The organism is Nocardia sp. NPDC004573, from assembly GCF_053602135.1.
The window spans coordinates 455255-476448 of the sequence record NZ_JBSGDA010000001.1; the positions used below are offsets into that span (position 1 = coordinate 455255).

General features: G+C 69.7%; 23 protein-coding genes. 21 read left to right on the forward strand and 2 right to left on the reverse strand.

Translation table 11 applies throughout. The annotated features are described in order from the left end of the window. Positions 1 to 79: 79 nt before the first annotated feature. The 9 genes from ACWEKR_RS02250 to ACWEKR_RS02290 all read left to right on the forward strand — a co-directional run bounded on the left by ACWEKR_RS02250 (position 80) and on the right by ACWEKR_RS02290 (position 9615). Positions 80 to 844, forward strand: a complete 765-nt coding sequence (locus ACWEKR_RS02250; protein ID WP_452352889.1) for a hypothetical protein — start codon at positions 80 to 82, stop codon at positions 842 to 844. Next, entirely contained in the window at positions 841 to 1770 is a 930-nt protein-coding gene (gene miaA, locus ACWEKR_RS02255) for a tRNA (adenosine(37)-N6)-dimethylallyltransferase MiaA (protein ID WP_452352890.1), read from the forward strand. Before ACWEKR_RS02250 ends, miaA begins: the two co-directional genes overlap by 4 nt. Then, complete coding sequence (locus ACWEKR_RS02260; protein WP_159838170.1) at positions 1767 to 2603, forward strand: TrmH family RNA methyltransferase; 837 nt, start codon at positions 1767 to 1769, stop codon at positions 2601 to 2603. Before miaA ends, ACWEKR_RS02260 begins: the two co-directional genes overlap by 4 nt. Before the next feature lie 33 nt (positions 2604 to 2636). After that, entirely contained in the window at positions 2637 to 3518 is an 882-nt protein-coding gene (dapF, locus tag ACWEKR_RS02265; RefSeq protein ID WP_452353090.1) for a diaminopimelate epimerase, read from the forward strand. Between the two features lie 207 nt (positions 3519 to 3725). Further along, positions 3726 to 5153 carry a GTPase HflX gene (hflX, locus tag ACWEKR_RS02270; RefSeq protein WP_452353091.1) on the forward strand — a complete coding sequence of 476 codons (1428 nt, stop codon included), beginning with the start codon at positions 3726 to 3728 and terminating at the stop codon, positions 5151 to 5153. 537 nt (positions 5154 to 5690) lie between these two features. Further along, complete coding sequence (locus ACWEKR_RS02275; protein ID WP_452352891.1) at positions 5691 to 6587, forward strand: lysophospholipid acyltransferase family protein; 897 nt, start codon at positions 5691 to 5693, stop codon at positions 6585 to 6587. Positions 6588 to 6826: 239 nt separating this feature from the next. Continuing rightward, on the forward strand, positions 6827 to 7153 hold the full coding sequence (locus ACWEKR_RS02280; protein WP_452352892.1) for a hypothetical protein: 327 nt from the start codon (positions 6827 to 6829) through the stop codon (positions 7151 to 7153). Positions 7154 to 7442: 289 nt separating this feature from the next. After that, entirely contained in the window at positions 7443 to 8588 is a 1146-nt protein-coding gene (locus ACWEKR_RS02285; protein WP_452352893.1) for an acyl-CoA dehydrogenase family protein, read from the forward strand. A 124-nt stretch (positions 8589 to 8712) separates the two neighbouring features. Beyond that, positions 8713 to 9615, forward strand: coding sequence for an alpha/beta hydrolase fold domain-containing protein (locus ACWEKR_RS02290; RefSeq protein ID WP_452352894.1), 903 nt, complete (start codon positions 8713 to 8715; stop codon positions 9613 to 9615). A 53-nt stretch (positions 9616 to 9668) separates the two neighbouring features. On the opposite strand, the gene ACWEKR_RS02295 is transcribed toward ACWEKR_RS02290, so the two are convergent. Continuing rightward, positions 9669 to 11147 carry a sensor histidine kinase gene (locus tag ACWEKR_RS02295; RefSeq protein WP_452352895.1) on the reverse strand — a complete coding sequence of 493 codons (1479 nt, stop codon included), beginning with the start codon at positions 11145 to 11147 and terminating at the stop codon, positions 9669 to 9671. Beyond that, positions 11140 to 11817: a response regulator gene (locus ACWEKR_RS02300; protein WP_159838160.1), complete on the reverse strand. Its 678-nt coding sequence runs from the start codon at positions 11815 to 11817 to the stop codon at positions 11140 to 11142. Before ACWEKR_RS02300 ends, ACWEKR_RS02295 begins: the two co-directional genes overlap by 8 nt. A 115-nt stretch (positions 11818 to 11932) precedes the next feature. On the opposite strand from ACWEKR_RS02300, the gene ACWEKR_RS02305 reads away from it, so the two are divergent. The 12 genes from ACWEKR_RS02305 (at position 11933) to ACWEKR_RS02360 (ending at position 21192) form a co-directional block, all read left to right on the forward strand. Continuing rightward, the gene (locus ACWEKR_RS02305; RefSeq protein ID WP_452352896.1) at positions 11933 to 12307 is read left to right on the forward strand and encodes a PepSY domain-containing protein; all 375 of its coding nucleotides are present in this window, start codon (positions 11933 to 11935) and stop codon (positions 12305 to 12307) included. A 219-nt stretch (positions 12308 to 12526) separates the two neighbouring features. Beyond that, positions 12527 to 12901 carry a hydrogenase maturation nickel metallochaperone HypA/HybF gene (locus tag ACWEKR_RS02310; protein ID WP_452353092.1) on the forward strand — a complete coding sequence of 125 codons (375 nt, stop codon included), beginning with the start codon at positions 12527 to 12529 and terminating at the stop codon, positions 12899 to 12901. Beyond that, positions 12859 to 13743, forward strand: a complete 885-nt coding sequence (gene hypB / locus ACWEKR_RS02315) for a hydrogenase nickel incorporation protein HypB (RefSeq protein WP_452352897.1) — start codon at positions 12859 to 12861, stop codon at positions 13741 to 13743. Before ACWEKR_RS02310 ends, hypB begins: the two co-directional genes overlap by 43 nt. 93 nt (positions 13744 to 13836) lie before the next feature. After that, positions 13837 to 14892 carry an NADH-quinone oxidoreductase subunit B family protein gene (locus ACWEKR_RS02320; RefSeq protein ID WP_452352898.1) on the forward strand — a complete coding sequence of 352 codons (1056 nt, stop codon included), beginning with the start codon at positions 13837 to 13839 and terminating at the stop codon, positions 14890 to 14892. 11 nt (positions 14893 to 14903) lie between these two features. Next, the gene (locus ACWEKR_RS02325) at positions 14904 to 16700 is read left to right on the forward strand and encodes a nickel-dependent hydrogenase large subunit (protein WP_452352899.1); all 1797 of its coding nucleotides are present in this window, start codon (positions 14904 to 14906) and stop codon (positions 16698 to 16700) included. Between the two features lie 32 nt (positions 16701 to 16732). Then, on the forward strand, positions 16733 to 17647 hold the full coding sequence (locus tag ACWEKR_RS02330; protein ID WP_452352900.1) for a NifU family protein: 915 nt from the start codon (positions 16733 to 16735) through the stop codon (positions 17645 to 17647). Next, positions 17644 to 18279 carry a DUF5947 family protein gene (locus ACWEKR_RS02335; RefSeq protein ID WP_452352901.1) on the forward strand — a complete coding sequence of 212 codons (636 nt, stop codon included), beginning with the start codon at positions 17644 to 17646 and terminating at the stop codon, positions 18277 to 18279. The genes ACWEKR_RS02330 and ACWEKR_RS02335 overlap by 4 nt, the downstream gene beginning before the upstream one ends. Then, entirely contained in the window at positions 18276 to 18923 is a 648-nt protein-coding gene (locus ACWEKR_RS02340) for a DUF6084 family protein (protein WP_159838148.1), read from the forward strand. The genes ACWEKR_RS02335 and ACWEKR_RS02340 overlap by 4 nt, the downstream gene beginning before the upstream one ends. Further along, positions 18920 to 20233 carry a hypothetical protein gene (locus ACWEKR_RS02345; RefSeq protein ID WP_452352902.1) on the forward strand — a complete coding sequence of 438 codons (1314 nt, stop codon included), beginning with the start codon at positions 18920 to 18922 and terminating at the stop codon, positions 20231 to 20233. Before ACWEKR_RS02340 ends, ACWEKR_RS02345 begins: the two co-directional genes overlap by 4 nt. A 13-nt stretch (positions 20234 to 20246) precedes the next feature. Then, positions 20247 to 20366, forward strand: coding sequence for a DUF6893 family small protein (locus tag ACWEKR_RS02350; RefSeq protein WP_085994907.1), 120 nt, complete (start codon positions 20247 to 20249; stop codon positions 20364 to 20366). 21 nt (positions 20367 to 20387) lie between these two features. After that, complete coding sequence (locus tag ACWEKR_RS02355; protein ID WP_452352903.1) at positions 20388 to 20705, forward strand: hypothetical protein; 318 nt, start codon at positions 20388 to 20390, stop codon at positions 20703 to 20705. 13 nt (positions 20706 to 20718) lie between these two features. Next, the gene (locus tag ACWEKR_RS02360; RefSeq protein ID WP_452352904.1) at positions 20719 to 21192 is read left to right on the forward strand and encodes a hydrogenase maturation protease; all 474 of its coding nucleotides are present in this window, start codon (positions 20719 to 20721) and stop codon (positions 21190 to 21192) included. Positions 21193 to 21194: the final 2 nt, after the last annotated feature.

Genomic DNA, 21194 nt, shown 5'->3' on the forward strand with positions numbered 1-21194 from the left:
TCAATCCCGGCGGTGTTTCCGGGAGAGACACTCGAAGCCGGGCGGTACCGGTGGTCCCGGCAACGACTACGGTTACGACGTGTTCTCCGTCGCCGCCCTCGTTCCGTCGCCGCCCGTGCTGGTCCCCGAGCTGTGCGGCGGCGTGGCGGACGAGGCGGGAACAGGCGATCCGGACCCGCGCGCGGTGCTGCGGTCCGCCGTGCTCGACGCCGTGGGCGTCGTCGCGGCCGCGGCGGACCGCTGGACGGTGATCGGCGTCGGCGCGGATGAGCGGACATTCGGTCCGGAGACCGTCGGCACGTTCCGCGGATTCGGCGCGGACGTGCGGGTCGGCCTTTCCGGTGCGGCGGTCGCGGGACCAGGGCGGGCCGACGTCGACCTGCCGTTGGCCGTGCTGATCGGCGGCTGGCTGCGCGGACAGGTCGCCCCCGGCGCGATCGCCGAGGCGCGAGTGATGCCCGTGGACGCGACGCCGGAGCACTGCCGCGAGTCCGGGGCGAAGACGCGTGTGGCGCTGGACGGCGACGTCGCGCCGCGCGGTGTGCTCGTCGTCGCCGACGGCGCGGCGACACTGTCCACCGCAGCGCCCGGCTACCTGGACGAACGGGCCCGTCCGGTGCAGGACCGCCTGGACCACGCCTTGGCCACGGGCGATCGCGCCGCGCTGTGGGCGCTCGATCCCGGCCTGTGCGGCGAGCTGGGCATCGCGGGACGCGCCGCCTACCAGGTGCTGGCCGGGCTGTTCCGCGCCGACCCGCTGGTCGAGACGCGCTACCGCGACGCCCCGTTCGGGGTCGGCTACCACGTGAGCCTCTGGCGGCCCGCGGGAGACGATGCGTCGTGACGGACTCCATCACGCCGATCGCGGTGGTCGGCCCGACTGCCACCGGCAAATCGGATCTCGCGCTCGACCTGGCCGAACGACTCGGCGGCGAGATCGTGAACATCGACGCGATGCAGCTGTATCGGGGCATGGACATCGGCACCGCCAAGCTGCCCATCGAGCAGCGCCGGGGTATTCCACACCATCAACTCGACGTGCTGGAGGTGACCGACACCGCGTCCGTCGCCGCCTATCAAGCGGCGGCCGCCGCGGACGTCGTCGCGATCATGCGGCGCGGCCGGGTGCCTGTCATCGTGGGCGGGTCGATGATGTACGTCCAAGCGTTGCTGGACCAGTGGGAGTTCCCGGCCACCGACCCGGCGGTCCGGGCGCGCTGGGAGGCGATGCTGGCCGAGGAGGGCGTCGCCGCCGTGCACGCGGCACTGCGCGCGGCCGATCCGGTGGCCGCGGCCACCATCCTGCCCACCGACGGCCGCCGGATGGTGCGCGCGCTCGAGGTCGTGGAGCTCACCGGACGGCCGTTCGCCGCCTCCGCGCCGACGATCGGGCAGCCGCGCTGGGGCACCGTCGTCATCGGCGTCGACCGGGAGACCGCGGCCCTGGACGCGCGCATCGAACGGCGCACCGCCGCGATGTTCGAGGGCGGGCTGGTGGAGGAGGTGCGCGGCCTCATCGAGCGCGGCCTGCGCGATGGCGTGACGGCCCGCCGCGCCATCGGCTACGCACAAGTCCTGGCCTATCTGGACAACGAATACGACCTGAACCACGCTCAGGAACGCACCCTGATCGGCACCCGGCGCTACGTGCGCAGGCAACGCTCCTGGTTCCGCCGCGATCCTCGGGTGCGGTGGGTGGACGGGGCCGCCGCCCATCCGGCCGCGACGGCGCTGGCCCTGCTCGACGAGAAAGAACGGACCCCGCAGTGACCCGACGTGTGAGCACGCGCAACGCCTCCGTCCAGGTGTGGCAGGCCTACCTCAACAACCGCACCAAGCGTCATCGCGACGGCCGCTTCCTGGTGCAAGGGGTCCGTCCGATCACGCAGGCCATGGCCAACGACTGGCCGCTGGAGACGCTGCTGTACCGGCTCGGCGGCCCGGAGCTGTCGAGCTGGGCGCGCGAAGTGCTGGACACCAGCGGCGTGCCGCAGGTCGGCTTGGTCCCCGAGCTGATGGCCGAACTCGGCGAGAAGTCGGGGGGAATCCCGGAACTGGTGGCGGTCGCGGAGTCGCGGCAGCCGGAGCTGGAAACTTTCGAGCCGGGTGAGCCGGGTGAGGACGCGCCGGTGGTCGTGGTGTTCGACCGGCCGAATTCGCCGGGTAACCTGGGCACGCTGATCCGCTCGGCGGACGCGTTCGGCGCCAGCGGGGTCGTCGTCACCGGGCACGGCGCCGACCAGTACGACCCGCTGGCCGTGCGCGCCTCGACCGGTTCGCTGTTCGCCGTGCCGGTGTTCCGCGCCGCCGGGCCCGCGCAGGTGCTGGAGTTCCGCAACCGGCAGGTGCGCCGCGGTATCCCGACCCGCATCGTCGGGACCGACGAGCACGGCAGGCACGCCGCCTACGACTACGACTTCACCGAAGCGACCGTTCTCGTCGTCGGCAACGAGACCAGCGGGATGAGTTCCGCCTGGCAGGCGGCCTGCGACGACCTGGTGCACATTCCGATGGGCGGCACGGCCAGTTCGCTGGGGGCGCCCTCGGCCGCGGCGGTGGCGCTCTACGAAATTTCCCGGCAGCGCCGGACGTTTGCCAGATGACGACGAGATAGGGAGACATCACCCGTGCCGGACATCGAGTTCACCAAGGGCCACGGCACCCAGAACGACTTCGTCGTGCTGCCGGACGCACAGGCCGACCTGGCGCTGACGGCCGCGCAGGTCGGTGCGCTGTGCGATCGCCGCCGCGGACTCGGCGCGGACGGTGTGCTGCGAGTCGCGCGCGCCGGCGCGCTGCTGGCCGCCGGTGTGCTCGCGGAGATTCCGGAGGAGGTCGGCGCCGACGACTGGTTCATGGACTACCGCAACGCCGACGGTTCGATCGCCGAGATGTGCGGCAACGGCGTGCGCGTGTTCGCCCACTACTTGACCGCGACGGGACTGGAGACCCGCGACAGCTTCGTCGTCGGCAGCCGCGCCGGGGCGCGCCCGGTGACGGTGCACGCCGGGAACTCGGTCACCGGGGACGTCACCGTGGGCATGGGGCGGGTGCGCGAACTCGGCGCCTCCACCGCGACCATCGCGGGCTGGGCGCTGCCTGGAATCGGCATCGATGTCGGCAATCCCCATCTGGCCTGCGTCGATCCGGGGATGTCCGCGGACGCGCTCGGCAAGCTCGATCTGACGGTGCCGCCCGGCTTCGACCCGGATCTGTTCCCGCACGGCGTGAACGTCGAGATCGTCACCGCGCTGGACGCCGAGAGGTCGGTCGATATGCGGGTCTACGAGCGCGGCGTGGGCGAGACCCGTTCCTGCGGAACGGGAACCGTCGCCGCGGCCGCCGCGGCGCTGGCCGCCGACGGCTTCCGGATCGCCGAGGACACCGGCCGGGTGACGGTCCGCGTGCCAGGGGGCGACCTGACCGTCGGCCTCGAGCGTGGCACGGCCTGGCTGCGCGGGCCGTCGGTGCTGGTCGCCACGGGCCGCCTCGCCGGATCGTGGTGGAACGGACTGTGAGCGGCACCGCGCGCCGATAACCGGGTGCGTGCTGCGGTGATGTCGTGGCAGCATGGATGGTGTATGAGGAAATCAGAGACGTATGAATTCACTCCGGCGGACGCGCCTGACGCCGCCGCCGCGGCGGACGACGCCGTGACCGGCGACGACAACGCGACCGGCGCGGACGCCGTGACCGGGGACGTCGTCGCGGAGCACAAAGCCAGGATGGACCGATCGGGCTGGTCGGCCGATCCGACGGTGGGCGAGCTCCAGTTGGAGGACCGCAGCTCGTTACGACGGGTCGCGGGTCTGTCCACCGAACTCGCCGACATCACCGAGGTCGAGTACCGGCAGCTGCGCCTGGAGCGCGTCGTGCTGGTCGGTGTCTGGACCACGGGAACCGCCGCGCAGGCCGAGGCGAGCATGGCCGAACTGGCGGCGCTCGCCGAGACCGCGGGATCCGAGGTGCTGGAAGCGCTGATCCAGCGCCGCGACCGGCCGGATCCGGCCACCTATATCGGCTCGGGCAAGGCCGACGAGCTGCGCTCGGTGGTGCTGGAAACCGGCGCCGACACCGTCATCTGCGACGGCGAGCTGACCCCGGCACAGCTGACCGCTCTGGAGAAGGTGGTCAAGGTCAAGGTGGTCGACCGGACCGCGCTGATCCTGGACATCTTCGCCCAGCACGCCACCTCCCGGGAGGGCAAGGCGCAGGTTTCGCTGGCACAGATGGAGTACATGCTGCCCCGGCTGCGCGGCTGGGGTGAGTCGATGTCCCGCCAGGCCGGTGGTCGCGCGGGCAGCAACGGCGGTGTGGGTCTGCGTGGTCCCGGCGAGACGAAGATCGAAACCGATCGTCGCCGCATCCGCGAGCGCATGGCCAAGCTGCGCCGGGAGATCCGGGAGATGAAGACGGCGCGCGACACCATGCGGGCGCGCCGTACGTCCAGCGGCATCCCGTCCGTAGCGATCGTCGGTTACACCAACGCGGGCAAGTCGAGCCTGATGAACGAGCTCACGGGCTCCGGCGTACTGGTGCAGGACGCGCTGTTCGCCACCCTGGATCCGACCACCCGCCGGGCCGAGCTGGACGACGGGCGCGAGGTCGTCTTCACCGACACCGTCGGCTTCGTGCGGCATCTGCCGACCCAGCTGGTCGAGGCGTTCCGCTCCACCTTGGAGGAGGTGACCGGCGCCGATCTGCTGCTGCACGTGGTGGACGGCTCCGACGCGCTGCCCGCCGAGCAGATCAAGGCGGTCCGCGAGGTCATCACGGACGTGATCAAGGAGTCCGGCACGACCGCCCCGCCGGAACTGCTGGTGGTGAACAAGACCGACGCGATGGGTCCGACCGAGCTGACGAACCTGCGTGCGCTGCTGCCGGACGCGTCGTTCGTCTCCGCGCACAGCGGCCAGGGCATCGACGCGCTGCGCGAGCGGCTCGCCGAAATGCTGGGCGGCTTGGATGTGGAGATCAGCGTGCTGCTGCCGTACACGCGCGGCGACCTGCTCGCCCGCATCCACGCCGACGGGCGCATCCTCGGTTCGGACCACGAGGAGGGCGGAACCCGCGTTCACGCACGCGTCCCGCATGCCCTCGCTGCCGCTCTGTCGGAGTACGCGCATGCGGGCACCACCGGGACGCAGGAGTAGGCGAGCCGGCGTTTCATGAGCCGTGACTTCTGCCGCGTATTCGCGCGCGCTGGTTTGCGAGCGCATCGTGCGCGCCGCCATCGACCCCCCGACAGACGTTCGCGCGGAACGAGGGCGGCGCTTCGCAGCCAGGGCTGACGAAAGATGACCCGGATGCCTGGCGGCGTCGGCTCCGCGGCGAGACTGCGCGCTGGTTGTGGTGTGGCCGCCTCGGTCGCCGAGTCGACGGAGCCCGCGCCCGGCACGTGCGATGGGGCGCCGGAGGCGTCGGCAAGAGTGAGGACGGTCCTGCTATGTCGTGGGATCGCCGAACTCTGCGTCGCTCGGGGTTCCGCGGGGTGTGGGCGGGCATCGGAGCGACGCGCCGACGGCCCCGCTCAGCGCCTGGGGACTGTGCGTTCGCGACGGGCTTGCCCTGGACGGTGAATGAGCTGGTCGTTCGACCGGGTCAGGCGTGTCGTGACGTGACGCGCACATCCGATGCGACGCAGTCGATTTCGTTGCGCTATCGTCATCGAATCGACACCAGGAGGGTTCATGTCGGACGCCCGCTCCGATTCCCGCACCCGGCGCTCCGGCGCCGCGAACAGCGCCGACCCGGCGCTCACCGACGGAGCGCCGCTGTCGGTTTCGCTGACCGACACCGATCTGCGGGTGATCGACACCGTGCTCGCCCCGCTGCGGGCGTGGACCAGTCCGCGTTTCTACGGCCTGGAGAACATCCCGGCCGACGGCCCGGTGCTGCTGGTCGGTAACCACAACCTGCTGGGCGGCATCGACGCGCCGATGCTGCTGCCCGAGGTGCTGCGCCGCCGGGGCCGCCTGATCCGCGGGCTCGCCGAAAACGTGCTGATCAATGTGCCCGGTGTCCGGCACTTGCTGCACCACTACGGCGCGGTGCGCGGTACCCGGTCCAACTGCCTGGCCCTGCTGCGGCGCGGCGAGGCCGTGATGGTGTTCCCCGGCGGCGGCCGGGAGGCGGTCCGCCGCAAGAACGAGAAGTACCTGCTGAAATGGGAGGGCCGCAGCGGTTTCGCGCGCATGGCCATCGAAGCGGGTGCGCCCATCGTCCCGGTGGCGATGATCGGCGTCGACGACGCCTTCGACATCGTGGTGGACGGTGACCATCCGCTGCTGCGCCCGTTGCGCTGGACCGTGGAAGCGCTCGGGCTCAGCCGTGACCTCACGCCGCCGCTCATCCGCGGCGTCGGCCCCACCGTGATTCCCCGCCCGGAGCGCTTCTACTTCTCCGCGGGCGCGCCCATCGACCCGGCGCCCTGGCGCAACGCCGGCGATATGCACGCCGCCGCCACGGAGTTCCGCGACGTTGTACGCAAGGCCCTCGAGGAGGAGATGAACTTCCTTTTCGCCGAACGCGCGCGCGACGAAGGCCGCACTTTGGTGGGCCGCTTGCGCGGCTGGCTGACGCGCTGACAGCTCCGGCGGTCGTCGCGAGGGCTCGATCGGTGAACGTCGGCGCGGTGCTGCGAGCACGGCTCGTCACGTAGTGGCGATCAGCCGTCGGCCAGTTCATGGCTCGACCGTTTCCTCGCTCGATCAGCGTCCTCCGCGAAGAACTTCCCGGCGACACGTCACCGCCGTGAGCCGGGATTTGCGCGGTGTCGGCAGGCCGAGTCGTCGGAACGGGTTCGACGGCCGCATCTTTTCGCGGCATGAGTTCGGTCGTACCGGCGGAGGTTCGGCCGGCTGTTACGTACACCGAGGCCGCGGACTCGCGCACGACCGGGATCGTTGGGCCCCGCTGGGCCGGACTGCTCGCACCTACTTCGATCACCACCGGCCCACGCTGCCACCGCCGCAATGCGGATCACCAGGGGCCGCTGACCGGCATCACTTACACCGACGCCGACAGCGCGGCCCGCGCGGTCGCCACCACCTACCGCCCGTTCGCGCCCGCCGATGACGGCGACGACGCGGTCGCGTTGGCGCTGGTACCGACGTGCCGACGGGTGATCCCGCGCAACGGTTGTGAGCGGTGAGCCGTGCCGACGCGGCTGTCGGCGCTTCGCCCGGCTCGGCTTCGGCGGTTGTCGATGGTCGCCCGCGAATCGGCGGCCTTCGGCATCACGTCTGCGGGTGCTCGCTCCCAGCCGTCCGGAGCCTTACCCGTTTGCCGGGAATCTCGTCCGCTGATCTCGACCCGGTTCGCCGCTCCTGGTGAGACCATGATTCTGGCCCCAGAAGTGAACAGAGATTCTCCTTCCGGGTACGGTATGGGGCAACGACTGGTCGGTGTGGACCGGCCGGTGTGGTCACTAGGAGGTTGGCGTGGAACGCACACTGTTCGAACCCGAGCACGAACTGTTCCGGGAGTCGTTCCGCAAGTTTCTCGATCAGTACGTCGCGCCGAATCACGCGAAGTGGGAGGAGCAGGGCATCGTCGACCGGGAGGTCTGGCTCGAGGCGGGCAAGCAGGGCTTCCTCGGCATGGCCATGCCGGAGCAGTACGGCGGCGGCGGGGTGAAGGATTTCCGCTACAACGCCATCGTTTCCGAGGAGTGCGTGCGCGGTCAGTACTCCGGCCTCGGCTTCTCGCTGCACAACGATGTGATCGCGCCTTACTTGCTCGAGTTGGCCAACGACGAGCAGAAGCAGCGCTGGTTGCCCGGCTTCTGCGCCGGCGAGATCATCACCGCGATCGCGATGACCGAGCCGGGCACCGGTTCGGACCTGCAGGGCATCAAGACCCGCGCGGTGCGCGACGGGGACGACTGGATCCTCAACGGCGCCAAGACCTTCATCACCAACGGCATCAACTCCGACATCGTGATCGTGGTGGCGCAGACCGACCCGGAGAAGGGCGCGATGGGCTTCAGCCTGTTCGTGGTCGAGCGCGGCATGTCCGGTTTCGAGCGCGGCCGCAACCTGGACAAGCTCGGCCTCAAGGCCCAGGACACCGCTGAACTGAGCTTCACCGACGTCCGCGTGCCCGGCAAGAACCTGCTCGGCACCGAGGGCATGGGCTTCATCCACCTCATGCAGAACCTGCCGCAGGAACGCCTGTCGATCGCCGTCATGGCGGCGGCGGCGATGGAGTCCTGCCTGGACATGACCGTGCAGTACGTCCGTGACCGCAAGGCGTTCGGTAAGCCGATCGGCGCGCTGCAGAACACCCGCTTCGTGCTCGCCGAACTGGCCACCAAGACCACCGCGGTGCGCCTGATGGTGGACAAGTTCATCGAACTGCTCAACGAGGGCAAGCTGACCGCCGAGGACGCGGCGATGGCCAAGTGGTGGAGTACCGAGGAACAGCTCGACCTGATCAACCGCTGCCTGCAGCTGCACGGCGGATACGGCTACATGAAGGAATACCCGATCGCCAAGGCCTACATGGACGCTCGCATCCAGACCATCTACGGCGGCACCACCGAGATCATGAAGGAAATCATCGGGCGCAGCCTGAAACTGTCCTGAGCCGACGGCGATTCCGGCTCGGGCCGACATCTGCCGCCGGCCCGGGCGTCGTCTGCGGCACAATCGCCTCCCGAGGTGCCGGCGGATTCGTCGTCCGTCCACGGCCCGGAGCGGAGGAGATGTGATGCCGAGTCTGGCCAACCAGGTCGTGCGCGGATATCTGAAGGCGACGCGCGCCAATCGTGTGTTCGTCGATGCCGACGCGGCGCGCGAGCGAGTCCGCGACCTGAGCGTGCGGCCACGGCGCTATGGCCCGCCGCGCCGGCTGCGCGCCGATGTGGCGATCGCGGTGGACCGGCGCGGCGGCTGGCCGGTCTACACGCTCGCTCCGCGCGGGCGGCCGCCGCGGGGCAACGTCGTCTACGCGCACGGTGGCGGCTGGGTGCACGAGATCGCTCCGCAGCACTGGGCGCTGTGCGCGGCCGTCGCCGCCGACACCGGTGCGGCCGTGACGGTGCCGATCTATCCGCTGGTCCCGTTCGGGACGGCCGGGCCGGTCGTGCGCGGCTTCGCGGATCTGGTGCTCGCCAACCGGGAAACGTACCGAAACGTCTGCCTGGCGGGAGATTCCGCCGGTGGGCAGATCGCTCTGTCGACCGCGCTGGTGCTGCGCGACGAGTCCTCGGTGCGACTGCCGGGCACCGTGCTGATCGCGCCCGCTCTCGACCTCTCGCTGACCAACCCCGAGATCGCTGTGGTGCAGCCGCGGGACCCGTGGCTGGGCGTCGCGGGATCCCGGGTGTTCATCGAGCACTGGCGCGGCGATCTCGGCATCGCCGACCCGCGGGTCAGCCCGCTCGCCGCCGACCCGCGCGGGCTGGGGCCGTTGACGGTGTTCTGCGGCACCGACGACATCCTGTACCCGGACACCCGCCTGCTGGTGGAGGCGGCTCGCGGCGCCGGGGTCGCGGTGGATTATCACGAGGGCCCCGGCCTGCCGCATGTCTATCCGCTGACCCCCACGCCGGAAGGTCGCGCCGCGCGTCGGGTCGTCCTGAACAGTCTGCGCAGCGCACTTGCCGGTTGAGCGGCGGCCGCACGAGTCGTGGCATGGCGCCGAAACTCGTAGCGTGCCCGGGTTCACTCACCGGCCGCGGGCAGCGTGACCACGAAGCGGGCGCCGGGTGCCGCATCGGTGACGTGAATGGTTCCCCCGTGGCGTTCGACGACGTCGCGGACGATGGCCAGGCCGAGACCCGCGCCACCCTCGTCGCGGCTGCGCGCGTCGTCCAGGCGGACGAAGCGCTGGAAGACGCGGTCGCGCTCGGCGGGCGGCACACCCGGGCCGTCGTCGGCGACCGACAGCACCACCCGCCCGTCGGCGTCGCGGTCCACGGCGACGCGGACGGTGCTCGCGGCATGCCGTTGGGCGTTGTCGACGAGGTTGCCCAGGACGCGAGCCAGCTGGGTACGGCTTCCGATCACCGCTACGGCCTGCTCCGGCGTCGCGATCTGCACCGCGACCCGGTCGCGGACGCGGTGCTCCAACTCCTCGCGGACCAGAACGGTCAAGTCCACCCGATCGGCGCGCGGTTGTTCGCCCGCGTCGAGCCGGGCCAGCAGCAGCAGGTCGGCCGCGAGATGTTCCAGCCGGATGGTGTCACCGATCAGCCCGTCCAGTTCCAGCAATTCGGGATGTGCTTGGGCCACCTCGAGCTGGGTGCGCAGGCTCGCGATGGGGCTGCGCAACTCGTGGGCGGCGTCGGCGATGAACCGGCGCTGGCGTTCGGTGGATTCCTCCAGCGCGGCGAGCGTGGCGTTGGTGGTGCTCGCCAACCTGCCGATCTCGTCGCGAGAGCCCGGTTCCGGCACGCGCCGGGAGAGATCGCCGTCCACGATCTCGGCGAGCTGCCTGCGGATCGCCTCCACCGGGCGCAGGGCGCGCCGGGTGACCAGCCAGGTCACCAGGGCCACCACCGTGAGCAGCGGCGGCAGGCCGATCAGCATCGCCTGCCGCGCGTCCGCCACCGCGCTGTGGGCGGTCTCCAGTGAGGAACCCGCGTAGACGGTGGCAGGCTGCCCGCCAGGGGTTCGCACCGCGAGGGCGGCGACGCGGAACGGGTGTGGTCCGTCCTCGGCGTCGACCGTCAGCCATACGTCGCCGAATTCGGGTTCGGCCGAGGAGGGATCCATGGGCGGCGAGGAGCTTTCGTCGTCGTCCTCTTCGTCCTCGTCGTCTTCTTCGTCTTCCTCTTCCTCTTCTTCTTCCTCGTCCGCAGCGCCCTTCGAATACGGTCCGAAGTCGGCCATCGGCGGTTTCCCCGCGAGGTCGTCGTCGGCGGCGAGAACCCGGCGGTCGAGCGAAACGATCTGCACCGGTTCATTTTCGGCGTCGGGAAGTCGCAAGCGAGCGGGATCCGCGCCCGCCACGAGCTGGGCCGCCACGTCGTGCGCGGTGGTTTCCGCCTGCACTTCCGCGCTGTGGATCAAGTTGTGCCGCAGCACCGCCAGCACCGTCAACCCCGCCGCCGTCAGCGCCACCGCCACCACAGCCGTCGCCGCCACCGTGGTGTGCGTGCGAACCGAACGCCACCAGGTGCGCCTGTTTCGCTCAGGCACGGTCTGCTGCCAGTCGGTAGCCCGCGCCGCGGACGGTGGTGATCGAACGGCGCCCGAACGGCGCGTCGATCTTGCGGCGCAGGGTGCTGATGTAGACCTCGACGATGTTCGGATCGCCGTCGTAGGCGAAGTCCCAGACGTGGTGCAGGATGTCGGCCTTCGACACCACTTCTCCGGCGCGCACGGCCAGGTGCTCGAGCACGGCGAACTCCTTGGCGGTCAGCGTCACCTCGTCCGCGCCGCGGCGGCAGGTCCGGGTGCCGGGGTCCACGATGAGGTCGCCGACGCGCAGCACCCGTGCGCCACCGCGGGTTCGGCGGCGCAACAGGGCCCGGATGCGGGCCAGGAGCACCAGATAGGAGAACGGCTTGCTGAGGTAGTCGTCCGCCCCGGTGTCGAGGCCCTCGGCTTCGTCGTACTCGCCGTCTTTCGCCGTCAGCATGAGCACCGGCGTCTCGTGCCCCCCGGCGCGCAGCGCGGCGCAGACCCGGTAGCCGTTCATGCCGGGCAGCATGATGTCGAGGATGATCAAGTCGTAGTCGGTGGTGGTCGCCAGATGCAGGCCTTCGGCGCCGTCGTGCACCACATCCACGGCGAAACCCTCGGCGGACAAGCCTTTTGCCAGTGTGAGAGCCAAACGTTTCTCATCCTCGACGATCAGCAGACGCATCCACCAAGAGTGGCAGACCGATCCTGAAACCGTCTTCAGGTCGCTTCAGCGGACCTTCAGCTCCGTGCGACAAGGTGAACGCATTCCGAAGCAGCACTCCCGCAGGAGGTTTCCCATGACAACCGTATTCCGCCGTGCCTACGCCGGGTTCCGCTGGCTCCTCGTCGGCACGGCCGTCGCGGCTGCCGTCGTCGGCCTGAGCGTCGTTCTGGCCACGGTCGCCACCGGTGGTCCGGACGACCACACCGTCGCCTTCCGCTCGTCCGCGGGGGACTGGTCGCTGGTCGCCGACACCGGCGTCAGCAGGCAGCAGGCCATCGACAAGGCGCTCGAGGCCGTGCCGGGCGGGCGCGTCCGGTCCGCCGAATTCGACACCGAGCGCGGCGTCCCGGTATGGGAAGTCGAGGTCGTCACGCCCGCGGGCGTGGCGCACGACGTGACGATCGATGCGAACAGCGGCGCGGTCCGCACCGCGGTCGACCACGACTGAACCTCCCACCCGTTGCCGACGACGCGGGTGTGCCGGATCGGTATCGGTTCACGGGTAAGCGCATGAGATGTTCGCTGCCGCGCGTCGGGGATCCGGAGGGAGGTCCCGGCCGCGGCTTCGCCGGCGCCCTGACGTGCCGATGAAGCATCGACGTTTCGCCTCCCGAATATTTGCCCAGGAGTAGCCTCAAGATTGTCCACTCGAGGAATCGAGGTCGGGATGCACGAGATGGCCATCACGCACAGCGTCATCGACGCGGTCTGTGAGCACGCGGCGGGCCGACGGGTCCACTCCGTGACCGTCGAGGTCGGCGCGCTGTGCGCCGTCGTGCCGGATGCCATGCGGTTCTGTTTCGAGGTGGCGGCCGAGGCGACCGTCGCCGAGGGCGCCGAGCTGGTCCTGGTGGAGATTCCCGGGGTCGCGGCCTGCCGGACCTGCGGCGCCGATTTCCGCCTGCGAGACCCGATCCTGCTGTGTCCCTGCGGCAGCGCCGACGTCGAGATCCGCTCCGGGCGCGAGCTGCGTATCCGATCCATGGAGGTGAGTGAGGCATGTGCGCAACCTGCGGGTGCGGCGACGACGCCGCCGCGCTGATTCGCGTCCCGCACGACCATCGGCACGCCGACGAGCATGAGCACGCGCACGCGGCGGAACGACACCACCACCATCCGCACGAGCACGAGCACGAGCACGAGCACGAGCACGAGCACGAGCACGGCCCGGACGCCGATCACGTGCACCTGCCCGTCACCGAGACGGTCACCCTGGAGCTGAAGGTCCTGGCCAAGAACGACGAACTGGCGCAGCGCAACCGGGCCTGGCTGGCCGAGCGCGGCATCGTCGCGCTCAACATGACCAGTTCGCCGGGCGCGGGCAAGACCACGCTGCTGGAACGCACCATCCGTGAATCCGGTCAGTCTCCGGTCGCGGTGATCGAGGGTGACCAGGCCACGCTGCTGGACGCCGAGCGGATCAAGGCCACGGGGTGTCGCGTCGTGCAGGTCAACACCGGGGCGGGATGCCACCTGGACGCCGAGATGATGTACCGCGCGCTGGAGGCGCTCGACCCCGCGCCGGGCACGCTGCTGTTCGTGGAGAACGTCGGCAACCTGGTCTGCCCGGCGCTGTTCGACCTGGGGGAGCGGGAGAAGGTGGTGGTCGTCTCGGTGACCGAGGGGACCGACAAGCCGCTGAAGTATCCGCACATGTTCCAGGCGGCGGGACTGGTGCTGGTGAACAAGATCGACCTGCTGCCGTATGTCGATTTCGACCTGGACCGATGCCGGGAATACATCCATTCGATACACCCCGGCGTCGAGGTCCTCCCGCTGTCGGTGAGCAGCGGTGCGGGCCTGTCCACCTGGTACGACTGGCTGGTCGCGCGGCGCGGCGCGGCCGGTCCGGCGGCTCTTGAGGATGCCGCCGGGCACGCTTAAGGTGAAGTGATCAGGATCACATCTGCGGGTGACCCCTTCTTCGAGAAAGGTGAGATTCGGCCCCCGGTGGTCCGCTGCGGAAAGGTGGCGAGAATGCCCACTCAGGAAGCAGTACGAGCCGAAGAAACGCTGATCCACGTGCTCTGGATCAACGCGGGACTCAGCTGTGACGGTGACTCGGTCGCCTTGACGGCGGCTACGCAGCCGAGCGTGGAAGAGATCGCTCTCGGCGCCCTCCCCGGTCTGCCCAAGATCGCCGTACATTGGCCGCTCATCGACTTCGAGTGCGGTCCCAACGGCGGCGCCGACGATTTCCTGGAGTGGTTCTTCAAGGCCGACCGCGGGGAACTCGAACCGTTCGTTCTGGTGGTCGAGGGCTCGATCCCGAACGAGCAACTCAAGGAAGAGGGCTACTGGTGCGGGTTCGGCAACAATCCCGCCACCGGCCAGCCCATGACGACCAGCGAATGGCTGGACCGTCTCGCGCCGAAGGCCACGGCCATCATCGCGGCGGGCACCTGCGCGACCTACGGCGGCATCCACGCGATGGCGGGCAACCCGACCGGTGCGATGGGCGTGCCGGACTATCTCGGCTGGGACTGGAAGAGCAAAGCGGGCATTCCGATCGTCTGCGTGCCGGGTTGCCCGATCCAGCCGGACAACATGTCCGAGACGCTCACCTATCTGCTCTACATGGCGACCGGGCAGGCGCCGATGATCCCACTGGACGACGCGTTGCGGCCCAAGTGGCTGTTCGGGGCGACCGTGCACGAGGGCTGCGACCGCGCGGGCTACTACGAGCAGGGTGAGTTCGCCACCGAGTACGGCTCGCCGAAATGCATTGTGAAGCTGGGCTGCTGGGGCCCGGTGGTCAAGTGCAACGTGCCCAAGCGCGGCTGGATCAACGGCTTGGGCGGCTGTCCGAACGTCGGCGGCATCTGCATCGGCTGCACCATGCCGGGCTTCCCCGACAAGTTCATGCCGTTCATGGACGAACCGCCCGGCGGCAAGTTCTCGTCCACCGCATCGGGGCTCTACGGATCGGTGATCCGCAGCCTCCGTCACATCACCGGACGCACGGTCGACAAGGAGCCGCATTGGCGGCACCGGGGCCGGAAGCTGGAGACCGGCGCGACCCGCACCTGGTAGGAGGATCTCTGATGACTCAGATCATCCCGGAGCCGTCGCACAAAACGATCGAGCCGGATCGTCTCGTCGAGATGGCGTGGGATCCGATCACTCGCATCGTCGGCAGCCTCGGCATCTACACCAAGATCGACTTCGAGAATCGGGAAGTGGTCGAGTGCCACAGCACCTCGTCCATCTTCCGCGGCTACTCGATCTTCATGAAGGGCAAGGACCCGCGCGACGCGCACTTCATCACCAGCCGCATCTGCGGCATCTGCGGCGACAACCACGCCACCTGTTCGTGCTACTGCCAGAACATGGCCTACGGCGTGCGCCCGCCGCACCTCGGCGAGTGGGTCGTCAACCTGGGCGAGGCCGCCGAGTACATGTTCGACCACAACATCTTCCAAGAGAACCTGGTCGGCGTGGACTACTGCGAGAAGATGGTCTCCGAGACCAACCCGGGCGTGCTGGCCAGGGCGGAGAACACCGAGGCTCCGCACGCGGGCGACCACGGGTATCGCACGATCGCCGACATCATGCGAGCGCTCAACCCGTTCACCGGTGAGTTCTACCGGGAGGCGCTGCAGGTCAGCCGGATCACCCGGGAGATGTTCTGCCTGATGGAAGGCAGGCACGTGCACCCGTCCACGCTGTATCCCGGTGGACCGGGCACGGTCGCGACCATCCAGCTGATGACCGACTACCTGTCCCGGCTGATGCGCTACGTGGAGTTCATGAAGAAGGTCGTGCCGATGCACGACGACCTGTTCGACTTCTTCTACGAGGCGCTGCCCGGCTACGAGAAGGTCGGCCTGCGGCGCACGCTGCTGGGTTGCTGGGGTTCGTTCCAGGACCCGGAGGTGTGCAATTTCGAGTACAAGGACATGGCGGACTGGGGCCGCAAGATGTTCGTCACCCCCGGCGTCGTGGTCGACGGCAAACTGCTGACCACCTCCCTGGTCGACATCAACCTGGGCCTGCGGATCCTGCTGGGCAGTTCGTATTACGAGGACTGGACCGATCAGGAGATGTTCGTGAAGACCGATCCGCTGGGCAATCCGGTGGACCGGCGTCACCCGTGGAATCAGCACACCAATCCCCGGCCGCAGAAGCGGGACCTGGACGAGAAGTACAGCTGGGTGATGTCGCCGCGCTGGTTCGACGGCACCGACCACCTCCCCCTGGACACCGGCGGCGGCCCGCTGGCGCGACTGTGGGCGACGGCGCTGGCCAATCTGATCGACATCGGTTACGTGAAGGCGACCGGCAACAGCGTGCAGATCAACCTGCCCAAGACCGCGTTGAAGGGCCCGGTCACGCTGGAATGGAAGATCCCGGTGCACGGCAGCAACACGCTCGAGCGCAACCGCGCGCGCACCTACTTCCAGGCGTACGCGGCTGCCTGCGCACTGCATTTCGCGGAGAAGGCGATGGCGGAGATCCGGGCCGGCCACACCAAGACCTGGGAGAAATTCGAGGTTCCCGAGGAGAGCATCGGCTGTGGCTTCACCGAGGCGGTGCGCGGCGTGCTGTCGCATCACATGGTGATCCGGGACGGCAAGATCGCCAACTACCACCCGTATCCGCCGACCCCGTGGAACGCCAGCCCGCGCGACAGCTACGGCACACCGGGACCCTACGAGGACGCGGTGCAGGGCCAGCCGATCTTCGAGGAGAACGATCGCGAGCACTTCAAGGGCATCGACGTCATGCGCACCGTGCGCAGTTTCGATCCCTGCCTGCCGTGCGGCGTGCACATGTACCTCGGCAAGGGCAAGACGCTGGAGCAACTGCACTCACCGACGCAGACGCTCACCCCCGAGTGAGGCCGCGTCGGACGAAGCGACCGGAGGTGACGGTGGAGGATCGCCCGGACGACCAGGACGACGCGACGCTCGGTGACGCCCGGTGGCGGGAAGCCGGTGACCGCATCGAGACCTTGCTGGAGGCGAGTTCGGCGGGCGGTGCGCTCGCCCGCGACCGCGCCGAACAGCTCGTGCGCGAACTGGTCGAACTCTACGGCGCGGGCCTGACCCGCGTGGTCGGTCTGCTCGGCCCGGAGGCGGTCGAGCGGTTGGCCGGCGACGATCTGGTGGCGAGCCTGCTGCTGGTGCACGGGCTGCACCCGCACGATGTGACCACCCGGGTGCGGACCGCGCTGGACAGCGTGCGTCCCTACCTCGGTTCGCACGGCGGCGACGTCCACCTGGTCGAGATCGTCGACGGGGTGGTCCGCTTGGAACTGGCGGGCAGTTGCAAGAGCTGCCCGTCCTCGTCGGTGACGCTCGAACTGGCCGTCGAGGACGCCGTCCGGGCGGCTGCGCCGGAGATCGAGTCGATCGAAGTCGTCGCGGCGCAGACGGAGTCGGCGGGGGTGATCTCCGCCGACTCGCTGTTCTCGCGCGTGCGCACGGACGGCGCACGGTCCGGTAGCTGGGTCGCGGTCCCCGAACTGGCCGAGCTGCGCGCGGGTGAGGTGGGCGGCTTCGCCGTCGCCGGGTCGACCGTGCTGGCCTGCCGGGTAGGCGAGGACGTGTACGTCTACCGGGACCACTGTCCCGGCTGCGACCGTTCCCTCGCCGGAGCGGCGCTGGAACGGCGGCTCGGATTCCCGGCCGGTGACGCGGTGCTGCGGTGCCCGACCTGCCGGGCGCACTACGACGTGGTGCACGCGGGCGCCCGGGTCGACGGCGAGGGGCATCTCGAGCCGCTTCCCGTGCTCGTGCGTTCCGGTGAACTGTCGGTGGCGGTACCGGTGGGGGTGCGCGGGTGAGCACACCGTTCCGCGCGCTGCAGCGGATCGCCGCCGACCGCAGGCCCGCGCCGCGGCCCGGCGAACGGTGCGAGATGTGCGCGGAGCCGATCGCCGACCAGCACCAGCACGTCGTGAACGTCGAGGGCAGGCAGCTGATGTGCGTGTGCCGCGGTTGCTATCTGCTATTCGTCGACCAGAACGCGGAGCTGCGCTATCGCGCGGTGCCGGACCGCTATCTCGCGTTCCCCGAGTTCACGATCAGTGCGACGGAATGGGACGCGCTGGAGATCCCGGTGAACCTGGCGTTCTTCTTCCGCAATTCCGCGCTGGGCCGGACGGTGGCGTTCTATCCCGGGCCCGCGGGTGCGACCGAATCGGAATTGCCGCTGGAGCAATGGAATGCGGTCCTGCACCGGCATCCCGAATTGGACGTGCTGGCTCCGGACGTGGAAGCGCTGCTCATCCGGGTGCCCGACCGCAGGACCGAGCAGGCGGCGTGTCTGCTGCTGCCGATCGACGCCTGCTACGAGTTCGTCGGCCGGATGCGGCTGCTGTGGCATGGTTTCGACGGCGGCCAGGACGTGCACCGGTATCTGGAGCAATTCTTCGCCGACGCGTCGGCGCGCGCGAAATCCGGTGGTGCGGCATGAGCCCGGTGTACTCGACGACGTTCGCCGTGCTCGAGATGAAACCCGAGCCGTACGCCGTCGCGCCGATCCTGTCGGCGCGCGTCGGCATAGCCGCGCTGGCGGAGGAACCCGTGCACGCCATCGCCTTGCGCGCGCAGGTGCGCATCGAACCGTTCCGCCGCGGCTATTCCGACGAGGAAGCCGTGGGGCTGGTCGATCTGTTCGGCCCGCGCGAGCGATGGCACGAGACCCAGCGTTCGTTTCTCTGGATGCACTGCGCCACCATGGTTCCGAGCTTCACCGGCGGCGCCGAAGTGGATCTGCCGATGCCGTGCACCTACGACTTCGAGGTTTCCGGGTCGAAGTACCTGCACGCGTTGCGCGACGGTGTCGTTCCGCTGCTGTTCCTGTTCAGCGGGACCGTCTTCATCCGGGGCAGCACCGGATTCGCCATCCAGCAGATCCCATGGGATCGCGAGGACAAGTTCGAGATGCCGGTGTCGGTGTGGCAGAACCTGATGGCCGCCTACTTCCCGAACTCCGGGTGGGTGCGGCTGCACAACGACACCCTCCGGGCGCTGGCGGCCTACAAGTCCGGCCACGGCCTGCCCGGCTTCGACGACGCGGTGACCCGGCTGCTGACCAGCGCCGAGGAGACGTCGTGACCACCGCGCGAGACCGCGCCCGCGCCGTGGCCGACGCGGTGCTGTACGAGGGCTACCTGCTCTATCCCTACCGGGCCGACGCGCGCAAGAACCAGTCGCGCTGGCAGTTCGGTGTGCTCGGGCCGCCCGGGGCCGCCGCCGCGGGCCTCGGCGAGGAGTCGACACTGTCGGCGCAGTGCCTGATCGAGCCGGACGAGCATCCGGAGCTCACCCTCACCGTTCGTTTCCTTCAACTGCAGCGCCGCCAAGTGGTGAACGGGGACGGCACGCCCGTCGTGGAGCTGACCGATGGCGAGCGGTCGTGGCTGTCCTGGGACGAGGCGGTCGAACGGGAGGTCGCCGTCGGTCCGCTCGCGCCCGGTCGCCTCGTCCGCCCGCTGGACATACCGGGCGGCTCCGACATGGAGGAGATCGCCACTACCGCGCAGGGCACCTTCGTGCGCAGCAGGCTGCCCTTGGCGGGCGAACTGGAACTCGCCGCCGACCGGGACGACGGCTTCCTGCGGCTGACCGTCGTCCTGCGCAATGTCGGCGCGCCCGCGGCCGACCAGCGCGACGCCATCGCCCGCTCGCTGATCGGCGCGCACGTCATCGCGGAAATCACCGGTGGCGAGTTCGTCTCGCTGCTGGAGCCGCCGCCGGACGCGGTGGCCGCCGCCGCCCGCTGCGATCGGCACCGCTGCTTCCCGGTGCTCGCGGGCCCGCCCGGCGACTACAGCATGCTGCTGATCTCGCCGATCATCCTCTACGACCACCCGGAGATCGCGCAGCAGAGCGAAGGCGCGCTGTTCGACTCCACCGAGATCGACGAGATCCTCACGCTGCGGATCCTCACGATGACCGACGCGGAGAAGGCGCGGGCGCGCGCCACCGATCCGCGCGCGGCGGAGATCATCGACCGCTGCGAAGCCATGTCGCCCGACGCCATGCGGCAGCTGCACGGGGTCCTGCGCGATCCACATGCCGAGGGTCCGGGGCTGATCCCGGAGATCCCGGAGGGCGTCGACTGGTGGGACCCGCTGGCCGACGGCGCCGTCCGCCCGGATGTCGACGCGGTGCCCGTCGCGGGCGTGCTCGTGCGCAAAGGCAGCCGGGTCCGGTTGCATCCGTCGCGCCGAGCCGACGCCCAGGACCTGTTCTTCGACGGGCAATGCGCGCGAGTCGTGTCGGTCCACGAGGACGTGGACGGGCAGGCCCACGTCGGGGTCGTGCTGGACGACGATCCAGCGGCCGAGTTGCACGAGTGGTACGGCCGCTACCTGTATTTCGCGCCCGACGAACTGGAGCCGCTCGACGGCACCGAGGAATGAAAGGAAATCCGCTATGGAAACCGTGGGAGTGGTCTCGACGACCGTCGTCGCCGTGCTGGTGGCGGCGGGAGTGTATCTCGGCGTGCGGTCGATCCCGGATCTGCGGCGATACCTGAAGATCCGGCACATGTAGCGGGGACCGGAAAGGAGCATCATGGGTGAGCATCGCGAAGAGCCGCAGTCGGCACGTGGCGCGCCGGGTTCGCGCGACGCGGGCGCAAGCGTCGCGGCGGGAGGCCCGGCCGAACGGAAGCCGGGGCACATCGATCACGAGGAGATGACCTCCACGCACTCGGAAGACGCCAAGAAGGAGACCGAGTTCTCCTCGGAGGCCCCGCCCGCGACGGAATCGGCGGTGCCTCCCTACGACGAGCGCAAGGAGACCGCCAACGCCCCTGCGGAGACGGCGACCGGCAAGGTCGACGACGCGCGTGTGGGCGGGGCGACGACGCCCACCGAGAAAGAGGGGTGACCCGACGGCCGCGGTGCTGGTCGCCGGGATCGGCAACATCTTCCTCGGCGACGACGGATTCGGACCGGAGGTGGTGCGGCGGCTGCCGCGCCACCCGGACCCGGGCGTGCGCGCGGTGGACTACGGCATCCGCGGCATGCATCTCGCCTACGACCTGCTCGATCGCTGGGACGCGCTGGTACTGGTCGACGCGCTGCCCGACCGTGGGGCGCCCGGCCGGGTCGAGGTGTTCGGCGCCGCGCCGGAGAACACCGGCCCCACTCCGCTGGACGCCCACGCGATGAGCCCCGACGCCGTCTTCGCCGGAGTACGCGCGTTGGGCGGCGTGCTGCCGCCCACCGTGGTGATCGGCTGCCAGGTCGCGTGCGCCGAAGAGGGCATCGGTCTATCGGAGCCGGTCGCGGCGGCGGTGGACGAGGCGGTCGCGGCGGTGGGCGACGTGGTCGCCGCGCTGCTCCCGCGGCCAGCGGCAGGACAGGAGGACTGACC

Coding starts and splice junctions, on each gene's coding strand:
- ACWEKR_RS02355 (WP_452352903.1), top strand. CDS start 20,388: ATGGGTGAGCATCGCGAAGAGCCGCAGTCGGCACGTGGCGCGCCGGGT.
- ACWEKR_RS02305 (WP_452352896.1), top strand. CDS start 11,933: ATGACAACCGTATTCCGCCGTGCCTACGCCGGGTTCCGCTGGCTCCTC.
- ACWEKR_RS02325 (WP_452352899.1), top strand. CDS start 14,904: ATGACTCAGATCATCCCGGAGCCGTCGCACAAAACGATCGAGCCGGAT.
- ACWEKR_RS02280 (WP_452352892.1), top strand. CDS start 6,827: ATGAGTTCGGTCGTACCGGCGGAGGTTCGGCCGGCTGTTACGTACACC.
- hflX (WP_452353091.1), top strand. CDS start 3,726: ATGGACCGATCGGGCTGGTCGGCCGATCCGACGGTGGGCGAGCTCCAG.
- ACWEKR_RS02340 (WP_159838148.1), top strand. CDS start 18,276: ATGAGCCCGGTGTACTCGACGACGTTCGCCGTGCTCGAGATGAAACCC.
- ACWEKR_RS02310 (WP_452353092.1), top strand. CDS start 12,527: ATGCACGAGATGGCCATCACGCACAGCGTCATCGACGCGGTCTGTGAG.
- ACWEKR_RS02350 (WP_085994907.1), top strand. CDS start 20,247: ATGGAAACCGTGGGAGTGGTCTCGACGACCGTCGTCGCCGTGCTGGTG.
- ACWEKR_RS02300 (WP_159838160.1), bottom strand. CDS start 11,817: ATGCGTCTGCTGATCGTCGAGGATGAGAAACGTTTGGCTCTCACACTG.
- ACWEKR_RS02290 (WP_452352894.1), top strand. CDS start 8,713: ATGCCGAGTCTGGCCAACCAGGTCGTGCGCGGATATCTGAAGGCGACG.
- ACWEKR_RS02275 (WP_452352891.1), top strand. CDS start 5,691: ATGTCGGACGCCCGCTCCGATTCCCGCACCCGGCGCTCCGGCGCCGCG.
- hypB (WP_452352897.1), top strand. CDS start 12,859: ATGTGCGCAACCTGCGGGTGCGGCGACGACGCCGCCGCGCTGATTCGC.
- ACWEKR_RS02320 (WP_452352898.1), top strand. CDS start 13,837: ATGCCCACTCAGGAAGCAGTACGAGCCGAAGAAACGCTGATCCACGTG.